Raw genomic sequence first — 24453 nt, forward strand, 5'->3', positions numbered from 1 at the left:
CAGGGACGCCCCTCCTTCTTCTCGTCCTACAGCTGGGTCCAGTCCAGCACCGGTGCCGCGAAGTCGCGGATCGACGCCAGCAACCCGAGCCGCGCGGCCTTCACCTTCTCGTCCTCGGCCATCACGAGCACCTCGTCGAAGAACGTGTTGATCGGCGCGGTGAGCCCTTCGGCAGCACCGAAGAACGCAGCCAGTCCGACAACATCCCGCGAAACCCCGTCGAACGCCTTGTGCAGCGCCACTTCCGCAGGCTCCGACAGCACCGAGGCGTCGTAAGACCCCTCGACAGCAGCAGGCACGATCCGGCGCACCCGCTGCAACGCCGCAGCCAACGCGTCAAAGGACTCGTTGCCCGCCAAGGACTCCAACTGCGCCAGCGTCTCATCGGCCAGCACCGGCGAGTCGGCCAACGGCAGCACCGCCTGCACAAACCGGTGCTCATGCCCACCGTCGAGCAGCGCCTGCTCGTACCGCCGAACCGCGAACTCGCGCGCCGTCTCCAACGCTTCGGCGGACACCTCAAGCCCCTCAGCAGCAAGGGAAAGCGCCACCGGCAGCGTGATCGCACGCAGGTCCGGGAACGCCCGAAGCACAGTGACCGCACCAAGGGCCGCACGGCGAAGCCCAAACGGATCCGACGACCCGGTCGGCTGCGCACCGATTCCGAACAACCCGGCCAGCAGGTCGAACCGGTCTGCCAACGACAGCAACGCACCCGGAACCGACGACGGCAGCGCGTCACCGGCCGAACGCGGGAGTTCCATCTCCCACAACGCCAGCGCGACCTCGGACGTCTCCCCCGCGCGCACCGCGTACTCCCGAGCCATCACACCGGCCAGCGAGGACAACTCGATCACCATCTGCGAGCCGAGATCGAACTTGGCCAGCGCGCCAGCGCGTTCCAGCGTCTCGCGGTCGACGTCGACCACCGAAGCGAACCGCCCCGCGAGCGAAGCGATGCGCCCGGCCCGGTCCGCCATCGAGCCGAGCTTGTCCGCGAACGTGAGCTTCGCGAGACCGGACTTCATCTCCTCCAGCGGCGTCTTGAGGTCCGCACGCCAGAAGAACGCCGCGTCCTCGTACCGCGCGCGCAGCACGGCCTCGTTGCCCGCGCGCACCAGGTCGGCGTCCACGGACCCGTTCGCCACGGCCACGAAGTGCGGCAGCAAGGCACCGTCAGCTGACCGCACCGGCAGGTAGCGCTGGTGCTTGCGCATCACGGTGGTGAGGATCTGGGCGGGCAGCTCGAGGTACCGCTCCTCGAACGAGCCGAGGATCGGCGTGGGCCACTCGACCAGGTTCGTGACCTCGTCCAGCAGGCCGTCGACCTCGACGACACCGCCGACCGACGCCGCCAGCTCCTGCGCCGCGGCAACGATCGCGGCAGAACGGACAGCGGAGTCGACCTGAATGCCGTGCGACTCCAGGAACTCCAGGTAACCGTCAGCCTGGGACACCGGCACCACCGGCGAGGCAGCGGTCCGGTGCACCCGAGTCGTGGTCCCGGAAGCCAGCGACGACACCGCGACCGGCACCGGCGTCTCCCCCAGCAACGCGAGCAGCCAGCGGATCGGCCGGGTGAACGACAGCTTCGGGTCGTTCCACTTCATGTTCTTCTCGGAACGCAGGTCCGACACGACCTCGGCCAGCAGCCCGCTCAGCACCTCGACGGCGCCGCGACCCGCGTCGGACTTGGTCAGCGCCACGAACTCGACGCCGTTCTCGACCACGCGCCCCAGCGAGGAAACCTCAACGCCCTGGCCACGCGCGAAGCCCTGCACGGCCTTCGTGGGGTTGCCGTCGCCATCGAACGCGGCGGACACACGCGGGCCACGCACCGTGCGCTCGGCGTCCGGCTCCCGCGGCGAAACCGCAGGCACCAGAACGACGATCCGGCGCGGCGTGCCGTGCACGGTCACCGAGCCGTGCGTCAGCCGAGTCGCCTCCAGCTTCGACGAGACCGCTGAGCGCACCGCGTCCACGGTCCGCAGCACCTCGTGCGGCGGCAGTTCCTCGGTGCCGATCTCGAACAGCAGCGTCGCCGGCGCCACCACGTCCGTGAAGGACGAGGGCTTCTCGACCGCGGCGGGAAGTTCCGCCACACCGAGCGGATGCCCGAGTTCGGCACGACGCTCGGCCCACAGCGAAGCGACTTCCCGCGCCAGCCCCCGCATCCGGCCGAACGCACGGGCGCGCTCGGTCGTGGAGATCGACCCGCGCGCGTCCAGCACGTTGAAGATGTGCGAGCACTTCAACACGAAGCTGTGCGCGGGAACGGGCAGGCGGGCGTCGAGCATGCGCCGGGCCTCGGCCGCGAACTCCTCGAAGAGGCGCTTGTTCGCCTCCACGTCCGCGTCGTCGAGGTAGTACCGCGACATCTCGTACTCGGCCTGGCCGAACGCCTCGCCGTAGGAGATGCCGGGCGCGTAGGCGATCTTCTTGAAGTGGTCGACGCCCTGCAGCGCCATCATGATCCGCTCGATGCCGTAGGTGATCTCCACCGACACCGGGTCGAGCGTCATGCCGCCGGCCTGCTGGAAGTAGGTGAACTGGGTGATCTCCAGGCCGTCGAGCCACACCTCCCAGCCGAGGCCCCAGGCGCCGAGGGCGGGCGAGGCCCAGTTGTCCTCGACGAACCGGACGTCGTGCCCGCGCACGTCGATGCCGAGCGCCTCCAGCGAACCGAGGTAGAGCTCCTGCGGGTCGCCCGGGTCGGGCTTGAGGATCACCTGGAACTGGGTGTGCGTCTGCAGCCGGTTCGGGTTCTCGCCGTAGCGGGCGTCGTCGGGCCGCACGGACGGCTCCACGTACGCCACGCGCCACGGCTCGGGACCGAGCACGCGCAGCACGGTGGCCGGGTTCAGCGTTCCCGCCCCGACCTCGGTGTTGAACGGCTGCACCACGATGCAACCTCGGTCGGTCCAGTACTTGGTCAGCGCGAGCAGCGCGTCCTGCATCGTCAACACGGCGACGAGTCTACGAAACGGACAAAACCGCTGGTCAGGGGGCCTTGATCGGGTGGTCTCCGCCACTGTGTCACCCTGTGCACAACCGAGTGGCGGCCCCGCACGTCTACTTGGTGTACCCGATTTCGCCGAGAGGAGTGGGTGTGGACAACCGGCCGCCGCGGCCAGGAGACCCGAACGGGAATCCCAGGCGACCCTCTGCCACCCCGCGTCCCCAGGCGGGCCAGCCCCGCCGTCCCCAGGTACCGCCGCGCAGCTCAGAGCCCCCGCGCAGGCAGCCGGGCCGGGCCGATCCCCCGAAGCGCTCAGAGCCGCCGAAACGCTCCGAGCCACCGCGCCGCGAGCCGGTGACCCGCGGCGAACCGCCCCGCCGCGAACCTCCGCGCCGGGAGTCGGCCAGCCGTTCCGAACCCCCGCGCCGCGAGCCCCAGCGCTCCCGTGAACCGGGCAGGGCCTCGTCGTCCGCCCCGCGTCCACGTCCGGTCGCCGACCGCCCGACGGTCCGCACCACCCCGGCGAAGGCGAAGGCCGCCGCACCCGCGGCCCGGCCGAGGCCCAGGCCCGCCGCCCGCAGGCCGAGCAAGGCCGAGCGCGGCGCGTCCACCGGCGCCAAGATCTTCCTCAGCATGCTGTCCGCCACGATCCTGCTGGTCACCGGCGTCGCGTGGCAGAACCTGACGGCGCTGACCGACGGACTGACCAAGCAGGACCTGAACCTGGCCGACGCGGGTGAGAAGCCCGCCGACGGCGCGATCGACATCCTGCTGGTCGGCATGGACAGCCGCACAGACTCCAAGGGCAACCCGCTGCCGCAGAACATCCTGAACGAACTGCAGGCGGGCGGCAGCGACGACGGCGGGTTCAACACCGACACGCTGATCCTGCTGCACATCCCGAACGACAGCGGCAAGGCCTACGCCGTGTCGTTCCCGCGCGACTCCTACGTGAAGATCGCGGGTGGGTTCGGGCGACACAAGATCAACTCTGCCTACGGGTACGCCAAGGGTCAAGCCGCCGAGAAGCTGCAGGGCAGCGGCAAGGGCGCACCTGAGATCGAGATGGAGTCGCGCAAGGCCGGCGCGAAGAACCTCATCGACACCATCCAGACCCTGACCGGCTCCACGATCGACCACTACGCCGAGGTCAACCTCGTCGGCTTCTACGACATCACCAAGGCCGTCGGCGGCATCGACGTCTGCCTCACCAACAAGGTCCGCGACAGCTTCTCCGGTGCGAACTTCGCCGCGGGCCCACAGACCATCGAGGGCAAGAACGCGCTCGCGTTCGTCCGCCAGCGGCACGGCCTGCCGATGGGCGACCTCGACCGCGTCGTGCGCCAGCAGGTGTTCATGGCCGGTCTCGCGAAGAAGATGCTGTCCGCGGGCGTGCTCACCGACAGCACCAAGCGCAGCGAGATGATCAAGGCCGTCAGCAGCGCGATCGTGCTCGACGAAGGCTGGGACATCACCAAGTTCGCCCTGCAGATGAAGGACATGACGGGCGGCAACATGACGTTCCAGACGATCCCGACCGGCAACCCCGACCTGCAGACGCCGGAGGACGGCTCCGCGGTCGAGGTGACCGAGTCCGAGGTGCGCACGTTCGTCAAGAACCTCGGCAAGGCCCCGGCGACGTCGAACCCGGCCGACCCGAAGTTCGACAAGTCCACCGTGACCGTCGACGTCCGCAACGCCTCCGGCCAGCCCGGCCTCGCGGGCCAGGTGCTCCAGTCGCTCGTCGCGAAGGGCTTCAAGGAGGGCCAGACCGGCAACGCCGAGGCCATGGCGAAGTCCGTCGTCCGCTACGGCAAGGGCGGCGAGGCGGGCGCCAACGCGGTCCAGGAGGCCCTCGGCGGCCTGAAGATCGAAGAGGACGTGAACGTGCCCGCCGGGGCTGCCCGCGTCTTCCTCGGCTCGGACTACTCGGGTCCCGGCGCGCAGGGTTTCACCGGTTCCGGAGTACTCGCCCTGGACGGTGCGCGTCAGCAACCGGCTGACCCCGCGGCCCCTCCGCCCATCTCCGCAGACGGCGTGCGCTGCGTGAACTGATACGCAGAGTAGAGAACCTTAGCCCGTTCGGGGGATAAACCCGGCAAGTTGCGTAAGCGGCGAAGCACTGGCGCCTTCCATCACCGTGAGACCCGCTCACGGGGTGGAGGACCAGGGTGCAGACTGCGAACGGCCAAATCGACACAGTGGCGTACCAGCGCGTGCTCGGTGATGAGATCCGCAGCCTTCGCAAGCAGCGCGGATGGACCCGCAAGGAACTGAACAAGCGGCTCCAGACGGAGATCTCGCTGCAGACGCTGGCGACTTACGAGCTCGGCACGCGGCAGTGTTCCGTCGTACGGCTCGTGGAGATCTGTCACGCGCTCGACGTGCCGGCGCACGAGGTCCTCGCCCGCGTGCACGAACGCTTCTTCGGCGACACCCCCGCCGGCCACCTGACGCTGAGCCTCACCTCGATCGCCGCGACCGACAACCCGCGCGTCCTGCCGCTCAAGCGGTGGGCGGCCGGACGGCTGCACGCGTTGCCGCCGAGTGCCTCACCGGAGGTGCACCTCGACCTGCCCGCCCTGGAGAACATGGCGCAGTTGTGTCAGCTTCCGACGGTGGAGCTCATCCGGATTCTGCGCGGACTGAGTCGTTAGTTGTACCGAAGCCCGTTCACACCAACGCAACGACCGTCCGAAAAGGGGCAAACGGCAACGCCGGTAACATCGCTGAGGTGAACGATTCCCCCGCCCGCCTCCCTCTGCGCACCGCAGCCGCCGTGAAGCTGGGCAACCTGAGCTCCACGCTGTCGCAGAAGATGGGCCTCGGCGCCGGCGGCATGATCGGCGGCCGGGTTGCGCTGAAGCTCGACCCGCAGGCCCTCAACCGCCTCACCCAGGGCCGCAACGTCGCCGTCGTGACGGGCACCAACGGCAAGACGACCAGCACGATGATGCTGGCGAGGGCCGTGGGCGCGCTGGGCGAGGTCGCCACGAACCACAGCGGCGCGAACATGCCCGACGGTCACGTCACGGCGCTCTCGAAGCAGCCGGACGCGCCGTACGCGGTGCTGGAGTGCGACGAGGGCTACTTCCCCGCCGTCGCGGGCGCCAGCAACCCGTCCGTCGCGGTGATCCTGAACCTCTCGCGCGACCAACTCGACCGCGTCGGCGAGGTCCGCACGATCGAACGCTCGCTGCGCGACACCGTCGCCAAGCTGGCGAACTGCACGATCGTCGCGAACTGCGACGACGTGATGGTGACGAGCGCGGCCTGGAACGCCTCCAAGGTCATCTGGGTCGCCACCGGCACCGGCTGGCACCACGACTCGGCGAGCTGCCCGCGCTGCGGCAACCCGATCCGCTGGCAGGGCGAGCACTGGCACTGCACGGGCTGCGACCTCGCCCGCCCGCACCCGAACTGGATCACCGCCGACGAGGCGATGATCACGCCGGAGCACCAGAAGCTCGAACTGCGCCTCACGCTGCCGGGCAAGTTCAACCAGGCCAACGCCGTCATGGCGGCCGCGGCCGCACATGCGATGGGCGTGCCCGCGGACGAGGCGGTGCGCCGGTTGCGCGGCGTCTCGAACGTGAGCGGCCGCTACCGCACGATCCACCGCAACGGCCGCAGCGCGCGCCTGTTGCTCAGCAAGAACCCGGCGGGCTGGAGCGAGACCCTCACGGTCGTCAAGGAGGCCAACCACCCGGCCGTCCTGGTGATCAACGCCAACGAGGCCGACGGCCGCGACCTCTCCTGGTTGTGGGACGTCCCCTTCGAGCGCCTGCAGGGCCGCACGGTCATCGCGTCCGGCGAGCGCGCGACCGATCTCGCCGTCCGCCTGACCTACGCCGAGCTCCAGCACACGATCGTGCCCGACCCGCTGAAGGCCATCGACCAGATGCCACAGGGGGCGGTCGAGGTCATCGCCAACTACACCGCGTTCCGCGACTTGAATGCCAGGGCTGCCGCTGATGAGTGAGTCGACAATCCAGATCGCGCTCGTGCTGCCGGATCTCCTCGGCACGTACGGCGACTTCGGCAACGCCGTGGTCCTCGAGAAGCGCATGACGTGGCGCGGCATCAAAGCCGAGATCGTGCCCATCAACTACGGCCAGCCGGTGCCGGACTCGTGCGACATCTACGTCGTCGGCGGAGGTGAGGACACCGCGCAGACGCTGGCGGTGAAGCACCTGCGCGAGCACCCCGGCCTGCAGCGCGCCGTCACGAAGAACGCCGTGGTGCTGGGCGTCTGCGCCGGCATCCAGATCTTCGGCGAGAGCTTCACCCGTGCCGACAACATCACCCACCCCGGCATGGGCCTGATCGACTCGACCTCGCACGCCGGCGGCAGCCGCGCCATCGGCGAGGTCCTCGCCGAGCCGGCGAACGGCCTGTTCGAGGGCGTGCTGACCGGGTTCGAGAACCACCAGGGCCGCACCGTGCTCGGCCCGGCCGCCCGGCCGCTCGCGCACGTCAAGGTCGGCACCGGCAACGACGGCAGCGTCGAGGGCGCCGTTCAGGGCCGGATCCTGTGCACCTACCTGCACGGCCCGGTGCTGCCGCGCAACCCGCAGCTCGCCGACCTGCTGATCGAGTGGGCGACGGGCACGAAGGTCGCGCCGCTGGACCTCCCGTCTGTCAGCGCTATGCGGGCTGAACGGGTGAAGGCCGCTTCATAAGCTTGTCTGAGACGCCTGGCCAGATCACGGCCATCACGTAGTCGGTTGCGAGCGCAGGTCCCACCGAGGGCCTGCGCTCCATCCACACCGCGAGGCGTTCCGTCGCGCCGACGACGATCTCGGCGAACGCCTCCGCCTCCAGCAGGTCGATCTCGGGCGTGAACGACGCCAGCACGGCCCCGATCATGTCCGTCTGCTGCTGACGGATGCCTTCCACCTCTTCCTGCGCCGACGGCACCGCCACAGCAGCCTCCTGCCGCAGCAAAGCCCACGACCTGCGGTGCTCGTCGATGAACTCGAAGAACGCGAGCAGCCCGAGCCGGAGGAACTCCTCCGGGCCTTCAGCGCCCGCGATCGCCGCCGCCGTCTTCTCCCGCAGCTCCGTGCGCGCCCGGTGGATGCAGCCGATGAGCAGGCCTTCCTTCGAGCCGAAGTACTCGTAGAGCATCGGCTTCGAGACGCCCACGCGTTCGGCGATCTCGTCCATCGAGGTTGCGAGATAGCCCTGCTCGGCGAAGATCTCCTCAGCGATGGTGAGCATCTGAGCCATGCGCTGGGCCTTGGGCATTCGGCGCCGAGGGGCTGTCACAAGAATGGAGTCTACCGCTCGTAACTTACTCGGGGTAACCTACTGCGAAGTAGCTACCGCGAGCGGAGGGACTTCCCCATGCACCGAGAGACGAAAGTGCTCGTCATCGGCACCGGCTTCTCCGGCCTGGGCATGGCCATCGAGCTGAAGCGCCGCGGCGAGCACGACTTCGTGGTGCTGGAGAAGGCCGCCGACCTCGGTGGCACCTGGCGCGACAACTCCTACCCCGGCTGTGCGTGTGACGTGCCGTCGCACATGTACTCGTTCTCGTTCGAGATGAACCCCAGGTGGTCGCGGATGTTCGCGCGGCAGGGCGAGATCTTCGACTACCTGCAGCGGGTCGCCGACAAGTACCGGCTGCGGCCGCACATCCGCTTCAACACCAAGGTCTCCGGCGCGCAGTGGGACGACGAGGCCAAGCACTGGAACGTCACGACCGAGCAGGGTGACACCTACACCGCCCAGGCCCTGGTCGCGGGCGTCGGCGCGTTGCACATCCCGAACGTCCCCGAGCTGCCGGGCATCGAGAACTTCGGCGGCAAGACGTTCCACAGCGCGCAGTGGGACCACGACTACGACCTGACCGGGAAGCGCGTCGCCGTCATCGGCACCGGCGCGTCCGCGATCCAGTTCGTGCCGAAGATCGCGGGCCAGGTCGCGTCGATGAAGATCTTCCAGCGCACGCCGCCGTGGATCATGCCCAAGGCCGACCGCGAGATCAACGGCTGGGAGCAGAAGCTGTTCCGCGCCTTGCCCTTCACGCAACGGCTCTACCGCGACTTCGTCTACTGGACGCGCGAGTCCTCAGCGCTGGGCTTCGCGGTCAACCCGAAGATCATGCAGTTCGCGCAGGGAATCGCGTTGCGGCACCTGAAGAAGCAGGTGCCGGACCCGAAGCTGCGGGGGAAGCTGAAGCCCGACTACACCATGGGCTGCAAGCGCGTGCTGATCTCCAACGACTTCTACCCGGCGCTGGGCAACCCGAACGTCGACCTGGTGACGGACAAGGTCTCCGAGGTGCGCGAGAAGTCCATCGTGGACAGTGCGGGCGTCGAGCACGAGGTCGACGTCATCATCTACGGCACCGGGTTCCACGTGGTCGACTCGTTCGACTACCTGGACATCCAGGGCAAGGGCGGCGTCGACCTCGCGAAGCAGTGGCGTCAGCAAGGGATCGAGACCTACTACGGCATCACGGTCTCGGGTTTCCCCAACCTGTTCTTCCTGCTGGGCCCCAACACCGGGCTCGGCCACAACTCGGTCGTGTTCATGATCGAGTCGCAGATCCGGTACATCTCGCAGTGCCTCCAGCTCCTCGACACACACCGCGCAGCGGAGCTGGACGTACGGCTGGAGGCCCAGCAGGAGTTCAACACGGAGATCCAGCAGAAACTCACCAAGGGCGTCTGGACCCAGGGTGGTTGCAAGAGCTGGTACCTCGACGCGCAGGGCGTGAACCGCACCGTGTGGCCGGGATTCACCTGGCGGTACTGGATGCGGACCAAGCGCGTGCGCGCCGAGGACTACGTGCTCACGACGGCTGCACGATGACCTTCAGGGCGGTCCTCTCGTCCATCGCCTGGTAGCCCAGCGCGACGTCGTCGAGCGAGACCGTCCGGTCGAACACGGGACCGGGGTCGATGCGGCCGGCGAGCACGTCGGCCAGCAGCTCCGGCAGGTAGGCCCGCACAGGCGCGACGCCGCCACCGATGGCGATGTTGCGCCCGAACAACTTGCCGAGCGGCAGGCCCTTCATCTCGTGCGGCACGCCGACGTAGCCGATCCGGCCGCCGTCGCGCACGATGCCCATCGCGGTCTCCCACGACTGCTCGGTTCCGACGCACTCCAGCACGGCCGACGCCCCGAGGCCGCCGGTCATCTCCTTGATGCGCTCGATCGCGGCGTCACCGCGTTCGGCGACCTGGTCCGTGGCGCCGAATAGCGATGCGATCTTCGCCCGGTCCTCGTGGCGGCCCATCGCGATGATCCGCTCGGCACCGAGGCGCTTGGCCGCGAGCACGCCGCACAGGCCCACCGCGCCGTCACCGACGACCGCGACCGTGCTGCCGGGAGCGACGCCAGCGCCGATGGCCGCGTGGTGACCGGTTCCCATGACGTCGGACAGGCTCAGGAACGCGGGCAGCAGCGACGCCGGCGCGTCCGCGGGGACCCTGACCAGCGTGCCGTCGGCCTGCGGCACGCGCACGGCCTCGCCCTGACCGCCGTCGCTGCCCTTGCTGCCCCAGAACCCGCCGGCGCGGCACGACGTCTGCAGCCCGGCCTGGCAGTACGCGCACGTGCCGTCGCTCCACACGAACGGCGCGATGACGCGGTCGCCGACCTGGACGCTCTTCACGTCCCCGCCGACCTCCTCGACGATGCCGAGGAACTCGTGCCCGATCCGCTGCCCGTCCTCGCGCTTGGCCACGCCGCGGTACGCCCACAGGTCGCTGCCGCAGATGCACGCGAGCTCGACCCTGACGACGACGTCGGTGGCCTCCTTGATCGCCGCGTCCGGCACTTCCTCGACGCGGATGTCACGAGTGCCGTAGATCGTCGTAGCCCGCACGTTGGAGCCTCCTCTTGTCTCGTTGCCCAACCGTTACAGGGTCCTCCTATGTGGTCGTTCCCGCCGAATCGAGACGCTGTGCAATTGGTTACGCATGCTTAGGATCGGTGTCGTGCCGATCAACGAAGGTCTCGTGCGGGTTCGTGGTGTCCGATATGCGACCGCTTCCCGGTTCGCCGCGCCCGAGCCGTACAAGTGGGACGGTGTGATCGACGCCGGCGAGCGCGGACCTGCCTGCCCGCAGCCGCCGTCGGCGCTGGCCGCGCTGGTCGGCAGCTCCGTCGACGGCCTGACGTTCGACGAGCACTGCCAGGTGCTGTCCGTCACCGCGCCCGCCGACGCGTCCGGTCTGCCCGTGATGGTCTGGTTCCACGGCGGCGCCTACGTGACCGGCAGCGGCGAGTCGACGAAGTACGACGCCGGTCTGCTGGCCTCCGAAGGCGTGGTGGTGGTCAGCGTCAGCTACCGCCTCGGCGTTTTCGGTTATCTGCAGGACAATCTGGGCCTGCTCGACCAGCTCACGGCGTTGCGCTGGGTGCGGGACAACATCGCCGCGTTCGGTGGCGATCCGACGAACGTGACGGCGTTCGGGCAGTCCGCGGGCGCCGACTCGGTGTACGCGTTGATGCTCACCGACACCGAGCACCTGTTCCACCGCGCGATCCTGCAGAGCGCGCCGCTCGGTACCCGCAGCCCCGAACGGCCGGAGATGACGGCCGCGCTGCGTGCGTCGATCTCGGTCGACGCCACGACCCCTGTGGACGACGTGCTGGCAGCCCAGGCCGCCGCAGTGGTCGCGATGGGACCGCGGTTCGCCCCGTCCGGCGGCATGCCGTTCGCCCCGACGCTGGGCGAGATCGACCTCGCCGCGGCGGCGTCCCGCGTCGAACTGCTCGTCGGGCACACGGCCGACGACGGCAGCCCGTACGTGCCGAGCCGTGAGCACTGGGCGGCCGTGACCGAACTGGTCTTCGCCCTCGGAGCCCGTGAACTGGCGCGGGACTGGACGGCGGCAGGCGGGCAGGCCGCGACCTACATCTTCCGGTGGGCGCCCGCCGACGCCCCCATGGGCTCGTGCCACTGCATGGAGCTGCCGTTCCTGTTCGACCCGGACGGCTGGACCGGCGCGGGCATGCTGGCCGGGCAGGAGCCGGACGCCGAACTGGCGAAGACCATCCGGAGCACTTGGGCGGGATTCGCGCGAAACGGGATGGACGCGCTGCCGTCCCGCTCGCTTGAATTCGGCGGGTGACCGACCGCGAGCGTTTGCGCACCACGTTCGGAGAAGACGCGGCCCGCTACCACCGGGCCCGTCCCACCTATCCCCCGCGGCTGTTCGAACGCCTGAACGGCCCGCGAATCCTGGAGATCGCCCCCGGCACGGGCCAGGCCACGCTGGCGCTGACCGCGCTGGGCGACGTGACGGCGGTCGAGCTGAGCGCTGAACTGGCCGCCGTCGCCCGTTCCCACGCGCCCGGCGCCCACGTGGTCGTGGCGGACTTCGACGACTGGCCGTTGCCCGCCACGCCGTTCGACCTCGTGGTGTGCGCGACGGCGTTCCACTGGCTCGATCCGCACACCCGCATGGCCCGGTGCGCCGCCGTTTTGCGTCCCGGCGGCGTGCTGGCCGTGATCTCCACGCACCACATCGCGGGAGGGACCGAGCAGTTCTTCGTGGACGTGCAGGAGTGCTACGAGCGCTGGGATCCGTCGACGCCACCGAACCTGCGGCTCTACCCAGCCTCCGCCGTCCCTTGCGAGTTCGACGAGAGCGCGCTCTTCGACGAGCCCGAGTTCCACCGGTACGAGTGGGAGCAGGCCTACGACACCGAGGCGTACGTGGACCTGCTCCTCACGTATTCGAACCACATCGCGCTGCCTTCACGCGATCAGCTGATCACGGACATCACGTCCCTGATCGACACGCGGCACGGCGGCCGGGTCGTGAAGCGGTACATGACCCAGCTGGCCACGGCTACGCGCAGGTGATGCGCGGCGTGGCCCAGTCGCCGTGGTCGGAGTTGATGCCGTCACCGGCGTCGGTCAGCACCAGCCGCAGGTTCTCGGCGTCGGTGAGCGACGCGGTGAGTTTCTTCGCCGCGTCGGTGCCCGTGAGCCTGCCGGAGTCGGCGACCTTCACGTCGTCCGCGAACACCTGGAAGATCACCGATCCCTTGCCCGCGGCCACCTCGTCGTCGATCCCGACGTCCACGGACAGCGTGGAACACTTGCGACCCAGGTAGAAGTCGATCGTCCCGGCCGCGTGAGCGCCGAAGCCCTTCTGATGCACGACTCCGTTGATCGTGATCGTCCTGCCGTCACCGGCGGCCTGGTTGCCGACGGACCTGTCGATCTCGACGGGACCCCAGCCGTTGGCCGAGGACGACGCCTCGAACGCCGACAGGTCGGTGGTGCCGGCCGGCGGGGTCGGCCGCGGGCCGTCCTTCGAGACGCGGTAGATCACCGTGGCGAGCGAGGGCACCGACGCCGAGATCGTGCCGGTCGTGGTGCGCGCCGTCTTGGTCCAGAGGTCCTTCAGCACCGCCGGGCCGGACATGCCGATCTCCGCCAGCGAGGTCGAGATCGTCTGCGTGGAGCCGGACTTGTTGAACAGCGCCACGGCCTTGTCGCCGTTCGCGAGCGGCTTCACGATCACGTCGACGCCGGACTTGCCGGTGGTGCGGATCCGTTTGCCCTGCACGCCCAACCGATCCTGGTCGACCGCGATGACGTCCTTGTTCTCCAGGATCGTGAACGTGTCCGCGGAGACCTTGCGCAGGTCCGAGCCGATCAGCAGCGGCGCCGCCATGATCGCCCACAGCGAGAAGTGGCTGCGGTACTGCACGGCGCTCATCTTGCCGTTGCCGACTTCGAGCATGTCCGGGTCGTTCCAGTGCCCAGGACCGGCATAGGAGTCCAGCACGACGTTCTTCTCGTAGATGTCCATCGTGCGCGGCCAGGTGTCGTTGATGTCGCCGGTGGTGCGCCAGAGGTGTCCGGTGTCGGAGGCCCACTCCCACGGCTTGTTCTGGCCCCACTCGCAGAGGCTGAACACGATCGGACGGCCGGTCTTCTTCAGCGCGTCCCGCATCTTGCGGTAGCGCTGCTTCGCGTCGACGCCCTGGTTGTTGCAGTTGTCGTATTTGAGATAGTCGACGCCCCAGCTCGCGAACTGCTGCGCGTCGGACTCCTCGTGGTCCAGGCCGCCGGGGAAGCCGTTGTCCTTGTTGCAGGTCTTGGTGCCGGCGCTGGTGTAGATGCCGAACTTCAGGCCCTTGGAGTGCACGTAGTCGGCGACGGCCTTGATGCCGTTGGGGAACCGCGTCCTGTTCGGGACGAGCTTGCCGGCCGAGTCGCGGGTCTTCTCGGCCCAGCAGTCGTCGATGTTGACGTACTCGTAGCCCGCGTCCTTCAGGCCTTTGTTCACGAAGATGTCGGCGATGCCCTTGACCATCGCCTCGTTGAACTCGGTCCGGCAGGCGGTGGTGTTCCAGTTGTTGAAGCCCATCGGCGGGGTCGGGGCGAGGCCGTCCGGCAACGCCTGCGCGGCGGGGACGACGAGGACCGCACTGACCATTGTGGACAGCACGGCCAAGGCGATGGTGCGCATGGGGCTTTCCTCTCCGAGCATCACGCGGGAAGACCCCAGGGCTTGCCGGGGGTCGTGATGGCGACCGGCCGGACGGCCAGGTCGGGGCGGCGGCCCCTGGGGTGCACCAGGACTTCCTGCCCGCGGCGCAACGGGATCTCCAGCGTCCCGTCACCGCGGTCGCGATAGCGGACCGGCGCCACCACGGACACCGGGCCGTCGATGCCGTGCCGCAGCACCAAGGGCTCCCCCGCGCGGCTGCGGACCAGCACGAACTCGGTCCTGCCTCCGGAGCGCCGGGCCGTCACCGAGAACCCGCCCTCTGCCGAGTGGTCGGCGATCATGACCTCGGGCCACGCGGACGGCACGGCGGGGAACACCCGGACGATCCCGCCCCAGCTCTGACACACGAAGTCGTGGATCGTCTGCGCGCCGGACAGCGGGGTCTCCACGACCGGGCCGGCCTCGGTGTACATGGTGTTCTCGAGCACCGGGTAGCGCTTGGTGGTGTCGAACATCTTCACGAAGTACGTGTAGGCCTCGTCGCCGCGGAACATTCGTGCGGTGATCGAGCCGGACCCGGAGTAGCTGTAGCCGCGGTGCGCGGGCTCCAGCGACATCCAATGGTGCAACGACTTCTCGATCAGCTCGCGGTTCTCCTGCTGATCCCAGTTCACCGTCATCAGCGGGAACGTCGCGAGCAGGTGCGAGAAGTGCCGGTGCGACACGGCGAACGGCACCCCGGCGCCGATCATGAACCCGTTGGCGTCGACCGGGTACGGGGCCAGGTCGCGCAGGACCTCACGCCACTTCGGTTCCAGCGGGTCGTTGATCTTGAGCTTGGCCGCCGAGTCGATCAACGTCTGGCAGCCCCAGCGGATCAGCTGCAGGTCGTAGTTGCAGTCCGGTGCGTCGCCGTACTCGGGCGAGGTGGTGGCGTCGAGGTGGAGCTTGCCGTCGCTCCCCTTCTTCAGGAAGTGCAGGTAGTAGTTGATCGACCGGCGCAGCAGCGGGAACACGACGTCGGACAGGATCCGGGCGTCCATGCTGTGCCGGTACGACAGCCAGACGTTGTGCAGCGCCCACGTCAGGTTGCCGAGCTCCTTCACGCCGGTGCCGCCGGTGCCCGGCTCGTACAGCGTGCCGGCGTTCGACGTCGTGCGGTCGGTGCTGCGGCCGACGCCCGCCGAGTCGTGCCGGTACTGCTCCTTGACGTTGCGGACGAGCTGCTCCTGGTTGCCCTTCAGGGTGCTGGCGATCGAGTCCAGTTCCAGGTGGTTCGAGCCGTGGATCAGCCAGTACTCCAGCTGCACGTTGAGGTTCCACCAGGCCGCCGCCCACGGCGTCTTCTCGAGCCACGGGCCGGTCGTCGCCATCACCGGGCTCCCGGCGCGTGAACCGGACGCGACCTTGTAGAGCTGGATCCAGTAGAACGACTGCAGCCGCTGCTCGCCGAACGACAGGAAGCTCTTGCGGTAGAAGTCGTTCCACCACTTGCGGTGCGACATCGTCAGCCGCCCGCCGAGCACCGCGGCCTCGCGCACGGCCTTCAGCACGATCTTGTCGGCGGCGGCTTCGGGGTAGGTGTGCGCGACCGACAGCAGCAGCCGTTGCGTGCGACCTTGGGTGATCAACCGGAAAGCGGTTGCCGTCTGCCCGCCCGCGTTCAGCGCCTGCGTCACCAGCGTCTCGTGGCCGTCCGCCGCCATCACCGGGCCGGGGTTGCGGACGTATCCCTCCGGCAACGGGTCGAAGTCCGCGCGAGGCGGAATCGCCTGGGCGGGAACGAATTCCAGCACCGGCTTTTCGGCGCCGGTCGCGGTGACGTCCAGCGAGAACACCGAGCGTTCGGAGTGGACGTAGGCGGCGAACGTGAGCACGCCGAGCGACGTGGTCACGGTTCCACGCAGCTCCGCGTTCCACAGGTCCAGGCGCCAGTCGACGGCCGTGACGGTGCCGGCCGCCGTCATCTTCAGGTTTCCGACAGGAAGCCGGCAGACCCCGAACTGGCTGCCGCCGCTCGTGCGGTGATCCTGCACGTCGGCGTGCTGCACGGTGAACCTGACGACGTTCTCCTCGGCGTAGACGACGCTGCCGAGGCGCCCGTCACCGAGGAACGGAGCCTGCCCGTACCGGGTCGGAGGTTTTTTCCACACGAGATCCTGCGCTCCGACGAAAGTTTCCCAGTCGTGTTTCGACATGCCGTCGCAGCCGGAAACATCCGATGGCCCGGTCTCTTTCCCGGTCGCTATCCCCGCCTGACCGAGCAACACCGCTGCCGTGGTTCCCCCGAGGAAACCCCTTCTTCCCAAGCCCATTGCCCACTCCTCGCCCGAGCATGACGACTGCTCACGTTCAGCTGCGCGGCGAGGCAGCGTGGTTCAGACAACTCGAAAGGTAGGAGTTCTGGGGCACATCACGCAAGACCCAACCAACCGCAACACGATGCAACAACCGGGTGCTGCTCACCCTGCGACATGGGTAAGACGCCTAGGATGTGCCGCCAAAGGGGCGGGGAGGACACGCATGAGCCGTGCCCTGTACGAGGAGGTGGCCATGGCCGTGTCGACAACGGCGTTCAACGAGGGCAGGGTCCCCCAGCGGGGGCGTCCTCGCGACGCCAGCAGGGACGACGCTTTACGTCAGGCAGCGCTCGAGGTGATGGCCGAGGTCGGGTACCGGGCTCTCACCATGGACGCCGTGGCGGCCCGTGCGAGAGCGGGCAAGGCAACGATCTACCGGCGGTGGGAGTCGAAGCTCGATCTCGTGATCGACACGTGCACCCAGCTCGCCACGCAGAACCTCGCGGCACCGGACACCGGCTCTTTGGCCGGAGACCTGCGCGAGTTCCTCTCGTCGTTCGCCGCGTTCCTCTCAGGACCGATCGGCAAGGCCGCTCAGGCGCTCGTGGGCGAACTTCCGCACGAGCCGGAGCTGGCGGCGGCGTTCCGGGAGACGTTCCTGATCTCCCAGCGCGACGTGCTGCGCGGCATCCTGGACCGGGCCGCCGAACGGGGCGAGCTCAAGGCCGACGCCCCGCGCGGCATGGCGGTCGAGATCGCGGGCGCCGCCCTGATCTACCGGCTGATGCTGACCGGGGACCCGCTCGACGAGCCGTTCGTGGAGAAGGTCGTCGAGCAGGTGCTCCTGCCGTTGGTGCGGGTTTCCTAGCGGAAGAGCTTGCGGACCAGCGCGAAGCCGACCACGACGCCGACCGCGATCAACGTGTACTTGACCTTGGGCTGGCTCAGCACGTCGAGCACGGACGACTTGCCCTGCTCGACGAGCTTCTGCGGGTTGGCGCGCTCGCTGAGCTCGTCCAGGGTGGCGGCCAGCGCGGTGCGAGCCTGCTCGATCTCGCGCTGAATGGTCTCGGGATCGCGAGCCACATGTCCTCCTAGCAGCGGTTCTGCCCGCAACCGTAGTGGACGGTCAGGAGTGCGGCTTCGCGCGACCCGCGAGAGCGAGTCCATGAACGGCGGATAGGCTTTCGAACGAGGGGTCGTAGCCCAATTGGCAGAGGCACTGGGTTTAGGTCCCAGCCAGTGGGGGTTCGAGTCCCCCCGACCTCATTGATCAGCAGTTTCAGTGGTTCGCCGCGGGGGCTGGCCCGCGGCGAACCACCTTCAAACTAGCCGCTGAGGCACCGGGTACATCACCAGCGAACTGCTCCGCGAGCCGTTCCCTGCCGTAGAGCCGGACCGACTCCAGTTGCTCGAACCGGCCGGCCGCGGTGAACGTGAGCAGCGACTTGGCCACGAGCGCCGACAGCACCACCAGCACCCGGTCCGAGGGCAGGTCGCAGGCCTGGACCGCGACGTCGAGCCCGAAGCCGCGAGGGCCCTGCGAGATGCACCGGAACACGTGCTGCTCGTCGGCGCTCAGGTGGTCGTAGCTCCAGCCGATCGCGGCGCGCAGGCTCTGGTGACGTTCGGCGGCGGTGCGGTTGCCTCGGTTGAGCAGCTCCAGGCGGTCGTCCAGCCGCGCCAGAAGCTCCTTGACGGGCAGCACGGTCACCAGGCGTGCCGCGAGTTCGATCGCCAGCGGAAGGCGGTCCAGGCGCGCGCACAGAGCGGCCAGCACGTCCCTGTCACCGAGTCTCAGGCCCACCTGGTTCGCGCTGGCGCGGTCGATGAACAGCTCCACCGCGTTCGTGATCGACAACGGCGGCACCGCGACCAGCACCTCGCCCGGCACCCGCAGCGGTTCCCGGCTGGTCGCGATGACCGTGAGGCCGGGGCAGCCGAGCAGCAACGGCTCCAGCAGCGCCGCACATTCCGCCGCGACGTGTTCGCAGTTGTCCAGCACCAGCAGCATCTTGCGTCCGGCGAGCGCGCGCACCAGCGTGCTCAGGACGGGCTCCCCGATCGGCTCGCCGAGCGCCGCCGCGCACGCCCGTGCCACGTCCGTCGCCGAGGCGAGCTCGACCAGCGTCGCCCGGCTTCCGACGAACTCCTTGATCAGCCTGGTCTTCCCGACCCCGGCCGCTCCGACGAGCGTGAGCATGCGCGTGTCGGTGAGCCCGGTGAGACGGAGCAGTTCGGCGTCGCGGCCGATGAAACTGTCCAGCGCCATCACGGGTTCGTTGACGCGCTGCCGGTAGGCCCGTTGCCGGCAGGCGTTCGAGCAGTACCGCGCGTGTCTGCGCCGGGAGGTGGCGGTCGCGGTGCCGCAGATCGCACACGTCCCCACCTGGTCAGCCATCGAAGTCCATCGTAGTCAAACGATTAACCGCCGGAAAGGCCTTACCGACCGGTTGTGGACCAATGGCCCTCGACGGCGTATACATCGGATCTGTCGCCGCCGCGACCGACGTCTGAGGGGACTGGGCATGCGGTTGTCCACCGTGCGATGGCACGCGGCGGGAGCACTCGTCATCGCGCTGACAGCGAGCGTCACAACTCCAACAGCAGCAGCACAAAACGATCCATGGCCGAAGGCTGTCGTGACGCTGTCGAACGGCGTCCCGACCCTGGCGGTGAGCCGTGGCGGCACCACGGTGCTGGAACCGGGCCCACTGGGCGTGGTGACGGAAAGAGCGGATCTTTCGACCGGCCTGCGCCTGACGGGCCGGACCGAGCGACGCGTGGTCGAGCACTACACGGCGTCGTCCGGGAAGCAACGACAGCGCACAGTCGTCCACGAAGAAGAGCGGTACTCGTTCACCGGAGCGGCGCGTTTGGATCTTGTCGTGCGGACCGCCGCCGACGGTGTGGCCTATCGGTACGAACTGCCGGCCGGGCTGGGCGACGTGCTGCGCGAGACGTCGACGTTCCACATTCCGGGTGCCGCCACCGCCTGGATCGCGAAGTACCGGCGTGACTACGAAAACCCGTTCGTGCAGACGAACGCGGCCGCCGCGGAGACCGCCGACTACCTGCACCCGGCGCTGTTCGAGACGAACGGTGTGTACTCGCTGCTCACCGAGTCCTTTGTGGACGGACGACACTCCGGGGCGCACCTCGCGCATGCGGCCGGTTCCGGTGTGTACTCGGTCAAGTACTGGGACGAGCAGGTGGCGGTGGACGGACCGTGGCAGTCGCCGTGGCGCACCGCTGTCGTCGGTTCGCTGGCGGACGTGTCGGCGTCGACCCTCGTGGACGACCTGGCGCCCCGTTCGAAGGTGCGCGACACGTCGTGGATCAAGCCGGGCAAGGTGTTCTGGAGCTGGCTCGCGGGTGGCCGCGAGGCCGGCCAGAGCCTCGCCGTGCAGAAGCAGTACGTGGACTACGCGGCGGCGCACGGGTGGCCGTACGCGCTGGTCGACGCGGGCTGGTACTTCGACCCGAACTGGGACCACGACCCGTCGTGGGAACAGACCTCGTGGATTCCCTCGCTGGTCTCCTATGCCGCCGCACGGGGCGTGAAGATCCATCTCTGGGTGCACTACGACGAACTGGACACGCCTGCGGAGAGTGCGCCCCGGCTGGCGTTGTTCGAACGGTGGGGCATCGCGGGCGTGAAGATCGACTTCATGGACTCCGACGGCCAGGACCGCTACCGCTGGTACGACCGGATCCTCGCCGAGACCGCCGCTCACCGTCTACTCGTGAACTTCCACGGCTCGACGATCCCGCACGGCATTCACCGCACGTGGCCGCACGTAATGACGATGGAGGCTGTGCACGGCGGTGAGAAGTCCTCGGGCCTGACAGGTCAGCATCTGACCGCCTTGCCGTTCACGCGCGGTGTCGTCGGTGGCATGGACTACACGCCGCTGGCTTGGCACCGTCCATCCCGCACGACGTCCGACGCGCACGAGCTGGCGTTGACCGTGATCTACGAGTCGGGTCTGGCGAACCTCGCCGGGCGGCCGGAGGACTACGCCGCGCGGCCCGTCGCCGAACGGTTCGTCGACCAGGTGCCGACCGCGTGGGACGAGACGCGGCTGCTGTCCGGGCGACCCGCGGACCACTCGGTGTTCGCGCGGCGGTCGGGCGAACGGTGGTTCATCGGCGGTGGGTACTCCGGTGCTGCACGGACCGTGTCAGTGCCTTTCTCCCTGCCTTCCGGGCGCTGGCTGGTGGAGATCACCCGAGACGGTCCTGCGGGGCTCGTGCGCGAGTCACGGACCGTGCGCGCCGGGGCCACGCTGACGTTGGACGTGGCCGCCAATGGAGGTTTCGCGGCCATCGCTTGCCGGGCCGGGTCTTCCACGTGTGAGCGGCCGGTTTCCGCGGTGCCTTCGACTTCGGTGTCGGCTTCTGCCCGCGGGTTCACGGTGACCGGGCTGTTCACGACTCGCTCGGACGTGCGCGGGGTGACGTTGGCGCCGCGCGTGCCCGCGGGATGGTCGATGCTCGGATCCCCTGTCACAGCACGGGTTGTGCGTCCCGGGCAGGCCTTGTCCGGCACCTGGACCGTCGTGCCGCCTGCTTCGCCCTCGTCCTACGGCTACTTCGACATCCCTGTCGTGGCGTCGTTCAACTCGGGCGTGGAGTCGGAGAAGACCGCCCGTGTGCACCTGGTTCGGCCGCTTCCGGAGGGCTGGTCGTACGTGTCGGACCGGCTGTGGACGTCGGCCGTCGGCGGTGACGGCCCGGTCGAGAAGGACCTGACGAACGGTGGCGCCGCCGCGGGCGACGGACGTGGCATCGCTCTGCGCCGCGTGACCTACGGCAAGGGCCTCGGCACGCACGCATCGTCCGAGATCACCTACGCGCTGGACGCACGCTGTACCGCGTTCGCCGCCTCGGTCGGTGTCGACGACGAGGCCGGTTTGGACGTGGCCCGCCAGCGCGCCGGCGGCACCGTCGCGTTCCAGGTGCTCGGCGACGGCGTGGCGCTCGCCGGTACGGACGTGCTCGGCGTGCGTTCCCCGGCCCGCGACCTGGCCGTGGACTTGACCGGCGTGAGGACTCTCACCCTGCGGGTTCTGGACGGTGGTGACGGCACGCAGAACGACCACGCTTCTTGGGCGGACGCAAGGATTCGCTGCGCCTAGGGGCTCACCCCTGAGGTCGGGGTGGGGTTTTCCCCACCCCAACCTTGCGGTTTACCCCAATGTCCCCGCCCTCGCGCGTCCGTAACTTGGACTGCATGAACTTGGTCGACTGGGTCACCGACCTGATGCACGTGGCCGGCGCACCCGGAGCGGCTTTGGCGATCGCGCTGGAGAACCTGTTCCCGCCGCTGCCCAGCGAGGTCTTCCTGCCCCTGGCCGGCTTCACCGCGGCCCAGGGCAAGATGTCGCTGTTCGACGCCATCCTCTGGACCACGTTCGGGTCCGTGGCGGGCGCGCTGCTGCTGTACTGGATCGGCGCCGCGCTGGGCCGCGAGCGAGTGCGGCGCATCGCCTCCCGCATGCCGCTCGTCCGGGTGTCCGATGTGGACAGGACAGAGGCCTGGTTCCTGCGCAACGGCTACCGCGCGGTCTTCTTCGGCCGCATGATCCCGGTGTTCCGCAGCCTGATCTCGATCCCGGCCGGCGTGGAACGCATGCGATTAGCGCCGTTCCTCGCCTACACCGCCGCGGGCAGCCTGCTGTGGAACACGGCGCTGATCCTCGCGGGCTACCTGCTGGGCGACAACTGGCACCTGGTCGAGCAGTACGTGGGCATCGGCTCGAAGGTCGTCCTGGGCCTGGCCGTGGTGGCCGTGGTGATCTTCGTGGTCACCCGGCTGTCGAAGAAACGCGCCAACTCCCGCGTCTAGGAGCAGCAGCGCCGAGCAGGCCAAGCCCGCGAAGCCCAGCCGAGCGGGCCACGACGTGGATCTGCTGGTCTGCCACACGGCCGATGAGGACGCCGAACTGTTCCAGCGCCCGACGATGCGGCTGGCCGACGAGCACGGCGGCGCGTTCCGTTCGATCTACGCCCGCACACCGGCACACCACGGCGCCGACGTGCCGGACATGTTCCGCGGCGACATCGCGCGGGCATGGGCGAGGTTCGCCCGTACGGGCAATCCCGGCTGGCCGGCCACAGAACTCAAACGCTGGGTCTAGCTCTCCGTCGTGAGACCGAGCGTGCCGTTCAACCGCGGCACGCACACCCCGTCGCGCTTGTCCGAAGCCAGGAACTCGGTGAGACACCGGCCGATCTGCTCGTGACCGCGGGCGTTGGGGTGGAACGACTCCTGCAACGCGTGCGACGCGCACGCTCACGACGCCTGGCGGCCGCGCCCTGTCCTCATCGCCGCACCGCCAGCCCGTCAGCAGCCTCGTCACCGCATCCACAGCCCACCCAGCCTTGCGGCCGCGCCATGCACTCCTCGCCGCACCGCCGACCCGTCAGCCGCCCCACAGCCCACAAGCCGCCCAGCCTTGCGGTCGTGCCCTGCCGCGACACCTCGCCCAGTTCACGTCCAAGCCGAACACTCCGCGAGAGGCGGCCCACTGGTGCCGACACTGCGAAGCAACACCGTGCCCCACCCCCAAGGCGCAGGACACTGACACATCCGCGGTGTGCCCCAAGTCCCGTCACCGCTCCAAGCCGCACCCGGAGCCCACCAGCCGCCCGTGATCCCCTGACGGCTCAGGTCGCGACCTTCAGCCCGTCCAGGTGGCCCATCAGCTCCCGAACAGCACTGCGCCCGGCCCGGTTCGCCCCGATCGTGCTGGCCGAAGGCCCGTACCCCACGAGGTGGATCCGCCGATCGGACACCACACGGGTGCCGTCCACCTGGATCCCGCCGCCGGAAGCCCTCAACCGCAACGGCGCGAGGTGGTCCAGGTCGTGCCGGAACCCGGTGGCCCACAGGATGACGTCGGCGTCGAAGCGTTCCCCGGACGCCCACTCGACGCCGGAAGGCGTGACCCGCTCGAACATCGGCCTGCGGTCGAGCACCCCGGACGCGATGGCGGCGCGGGTCTGGTCGGTCAGCGCCAGCCCGGTGACGCTGACGACGCTGCGCGGGATCAGGCCGGCCCGGACGCGTTCCTCGACCATGCCGACCACCCAGCGGCCGTAGTCCTCGGTGAACGGGCCCTCCCGCCACACCGGTTCGTGCCGCGTGACCCAGCGGGTCTCCGCTGCGAAAGGAGCGAGTTCCATGAGCAGTTGCGTGGCCGACGCGCCGCCGCCCACGACCACGACGCGCTTACCGGCGAACTCGGCGGGGCCCTGGTAGTCGGCGGTGTGGAGCTGGCGGCCCTGGAACGTCTCCTGACCTGGGTAGTGCGGCCAGAACGGGCGGCGCCACGTGCCGGTCGCGTTGATCAGGCCGCGCGTGGTCCAGACGCCGTCGGAGGTCTCGACCTTGAGCAGCGCGCCGTCGTTCACCACCTGGGTGACGTTCACCGGGCGGACGACGGGCAGGGCGAAGAGCTGTTCGTAGCGGGCGAAGTAGGACGGGATGGCCTCGTTCGCGCGTTCGTCGGGTGCGGGCTGCTCGAACGGCATGCCGGGCAGCTCGTGGATGCCGTGCACGGTCCGCATGCGCAGGCTCGGCCACCGGTGCAGCCAGGCGCCGCCGGGCGAGTCGTTCGCGTCCAGCACCACGTGCTCGACGCCGCGCCGCTGCAAGAAGTACGAGGCGGACAGGCCCGCCTGTCCCGCGCCAATCACCACCACATCCGTCACATCACGGTCAACGGAAGGAGGCCGCCGGTTCTTCTCACCTGTG

21 protein-coding genes and 1 tRNA gene are annotated in these 24453 nt (G+C 69.0%); 12 read left to right on the forward strand and 10 right to left on the reverse strand.

Annotation, left to right across the window (positions count from 1 at the left end; genetic code table 11):
• Positions 1-26 precede the first annotated feature (26 nt).
• Entirely contained in the window at positions 27-2957 is a 2931-nt protein-coding gene (locus tag OG205_RS25370) for a glycine--tRNA ligase (RefSeq protein ID WP_330278220.1), read from the reverse strand.
• A 115-nt stretch (positions 2958-3072) separates the two neighbouring features.
• A complete protein-coding gene (locus tag OG205_RS25375; RefSeq protein ID WP_330270579.1) occupies positions 3073-3594 on the reverse strand; it encodes a hypothetical protein in 522 nt (173 codons plus the stop codon).
• Here OG205_RS25375 and OG205_RS25380 point away from each other — a divergent pair.
• The 4 genes from OG205_RS25380 to OG205_RS25395 all read left to right on the forward strand — a co-directional run bounded on the left by OG205_RS25380 (position 3593) and on the right by OG205_RS25395 (position 7641).
• Positions 3593-5014 carry an LCP family protein gene (locus tag OG205_RS25380; RefSeq protein WP_330270580.1) on the forward strand — a complete coding sequence of 474 codons (1422 nt, stop codon included), beginning with the start codon at positions 3593-3595 and terminating at the stop codon, positions 5012-5014. The genes OG205_RS25375 and OG205_RS25380 overlap by 2 nt on opposite strands.
• Positions 5015-5130: 116 nt before the next feature.
• On the forward strand, positions 5131-5616 hold the full coding sequence (locus OG205_RS25385; protein WP_319978109.1) for a helix-turn-helix domain-containing protein: 486 nt from the start codon (positions 5131-5133) through the stop codon (positions 5614-5616).
• 77 nt (positions 5617-5693) lie between these two features.
• A complete protein-coding gene (locus tag OG205_RS25390) occupies positions 5694-6941 on the forward strand; it encodes a MurT ligase domain-containing protein (protein WP_330270581.1) in 1248 nt (415 codons plus the stop codon).
• Positions 6934-7641: a type 1 glutamine amidotransferase gene (locus OG205_RS25395; RefSeq protein ID WP_330270582.1), complete on the forward strand. Its 708-nt coding sequence runs from the start codon at positions 6934-6936 to the stop codon at positions 7639-7641. Before OG205_RS25390 ends, OG205_RS25395 begins: the two co-directional genes overlap by 8 nt.
• Here OG205_RS25395 and OG205_RS25400 read toward each other — a convergent pair.
• Complete coding sequence (locus OG205_RS25400) at positions 7607-8191, reverse strand: TetR/AcrR family transcriptional regulator (RefSeq protein WP_330278221.1); 585 nt, start codon at positions 8189-8191, stop codon at positions 7607-7609. The two genes, OG205_RS25395 and OG205_RS25400, sit on opposite strands and share 35 nt — an antisense overlap.
• 117 nt (positions 8192-8308) lie before the next feature.
• On the opposite strand from OG205_RS25400, the gene OG205_RS25405 reads away from it, so the two are divergent.
• Positions 8309-9781, forward strand: a complete 1473-nt coding sequence (locus OG205_RS25405; RefSeq protein ID WP_330270583.1) for a flavin-containing monooxygenase — start codon at positions 8309-8311, stop codon at positions 9779-9781.
• On the opposite strand, the gene OG205_RS25410 is transcribed toward OG205_RS25405, so the two are convergent.
• On the reverse strand, positions 9762-10799 hold the full coding sequence (locus OG205_RS25410; RefSeq protein ID WP_330270584.1) for a zinc-dependent alcohol dehydrogenase family protein: 1038 nt from the start codon (positions 10797-10799) through the stop codon (positions 9762-9764). The two genes, OG205_RS25405 and OG205_RS25410, sit on opposite strands and share 20 nt — an antisense overlap.
• 112 nt (positions 10800-10911) lie before the next feature.
• On the opposite strand from OG205_RS25410, the gene OG205_RS25415 reads away from it, so the two are divergent.
• Complete coding sequence (locus tag OG205_RS25415; protein ID WP_330270585.1) at positions 10912-12051, forward strand: carboxylesterase family protein; 1140 nt, start codon at positions 10912-10914, stop codon at positions 12049-12051.
• Positions 12048-12788: a class I SAM-dependent methyltransferase gene (locus OG205_RS25420; RefSeq protein ID WP_330270586.1), complete on the forward strand. Its 741-nt coding sequence runs from the start codon at positions 12048-12050 to the stop codon at positions 12786-12788. Before OG205_RS25415 ends, OG205_RS25420 begins: the two co-directional genes overlap by 4 nt.
• On the opposite strand, the gene OG205_RS25425 is transcribed toward OG205_RS25420, so the two are convergent.
• Positions 12775-14409: an NPCBM/NEW2 domain-containing protein gene (locus OG205_RS25425; protein ID WP_330270587.1), complete on the reverse strand. Its 1635-nt coding sequence runs from the start codon at positions 14407-14409 to the stop codon at positions 12775-12777. The two genes, OG205_RS25420 and OG205_RS25425, sit on opposite strands and share 14 nt — an antisense overlap.
• 20 nt (positions 14410-14429) lie before the next feature.
• Complete coding sequence (locus OG205_RS25430; protein WP_330270588.1) at positions 14430-16544, reverse strand: glycosyl hydrolase family 95 catalytic domain-containing protein; 2115 nt, start codon at positions 16542-16544, stop codon at positions 14430-14432.
• 370 nt (positions 16545-16914) lie between these two features.
• Between OG205_RS25430 and OG205_RS25435 the strand changes: the two genes are divergently transcribed.
• Entirely contained in the window at positions 16915-17559 is a 645-nt protein-coding gene (locus tag OG205_RS25435) for a TetR/AcrR family transcriptional regulator (protein WP_245822135.1), read from the forward strand.
• Here OG205_RS25435 and OG205_RS25440 read toward each other — a convergent pair.
• The gene (locus tag OG205_RS25440) at positions 17556-17777 is read right to left on the reverse strand and encodes a DUF3618 domain-containing protein (RefSeq protein WP_093598761.1); all 222 of its coding nucleotides are present in this window, start codon (positions 17775-17777) and stop codon (positions 17556-17558) included. The genes OG205_RS25435 and OG205_RS25440 overlap by 4 nt on opposite strands.
• Positions 17778-17886: 109 nt before the next feature.
• Between OG205_RS25440 and OG205_RS25445 the strand changes: the two genes are divergently transcribed.
• Positions 17887-17960, forward strand: a tRNA-Leu gene (locus tag OG205_RS25445).
• 13 nt (positions 17961-17973) lie between these two features.
• On the opposite strand, the gene OG205_RS25450 is transcribed toward OG205_RS25445, so the two are convergent.
• A complete protein-coding gene (locus OG205_RS25450; protein WP_330270589.1) occupies positions 17974-19092 on the reverse strand; it encodes an ATP-binding protein in 1119 nt (372 codons plus the stop codon).
• A 241-nt stretch (positions 19093-19333) separates the two neighbouring features.
• Here OG205_RS25450 and OG205_RS25455 point away from each other — a divergent pair, with 241 nt between their 5' ends.
• The 3 genes from OG205_RS25455 to OG205_RS25465 all read left to right on the forward strand — a co-directional run bounded on the left by OG205_RS25455 (position 19334) and on the right by OG205_RS25465 (position 22834).
• Positions 19334-21832, forward strand: coding sequence for a glycoside hydrolase family 97 catalytic domain-containing protein (locus OG205_RS25455; RefSeq protein ID WP_330270590.1), 2499 nt, complete (start codon positions 19334-19336; stop codon positions 21830-21832).
• Positions 21833-21927: 95 nt separating this feature from the next.
• A complete protein-coding gene (locus OG205_RS25460; RefSeq protein WP_330270591.1) occupies positions 21928-22542 on the forward strand; it encodes a DedA family protein in 615 nt (204 codons plus the stop codon).
• A 55-nt stretch (positions 22543-22597) separates the two neighbouring features.
• The gene (locus OG205_RS25465) at positions 22598-22834 is read left to right on the forward strand and encodes a hypothetical protein (RefSeq protein ID WP_330270592.1); all 237 of its coding nucleotides are present in this window, start codon (positions 22598-22600) and stop codon (positions 22832-22834) included.
• Here the strand turns inward: OG205_RS25465 and OG205_RS25470 are convergent.
• Both OG205_RS25470 and OG205_RS25475 read right to left on the reverse strand, forming a co-directional pair.
• Positions 22831-22971 (reverse strand): hypothetical protein, encoded by a 141-nt coding sequence (locus OG205_RS25470; protein ID WP_330270593.1) that lies wholly within the window; start codon positions 22969-22971, stop codon positions 22831-22833. The two genes, OG205_RS25465 and OG205_RS25470, sit on opposite strands and share 4 nt — an antisense overlap.
• Positions 22972-23363: 392 nt before the next feature.
• Complete coding sequence (locus OG205_RS25475; protein WP_330270594.1) at positions 23364-24410, reverse strand: FAD-dependent oxidoreductase; 1047 nt, start codon at positions 24408-24410, stop codon at positions 23364-23366.
• Positions 24411-24453 lie beyond the last annotated feature (43 nt).

The organism is Lentzea sp. NBC_00516 (genome assembly GCF_036346835.1).
Classification (GTDB): domain Bacteria; phylum Actinomycetota; class Actinomycetes; order Mycobacteriales; family Pseudonocardiaceae; genus Lentzea; species Lentzea sokolovensis.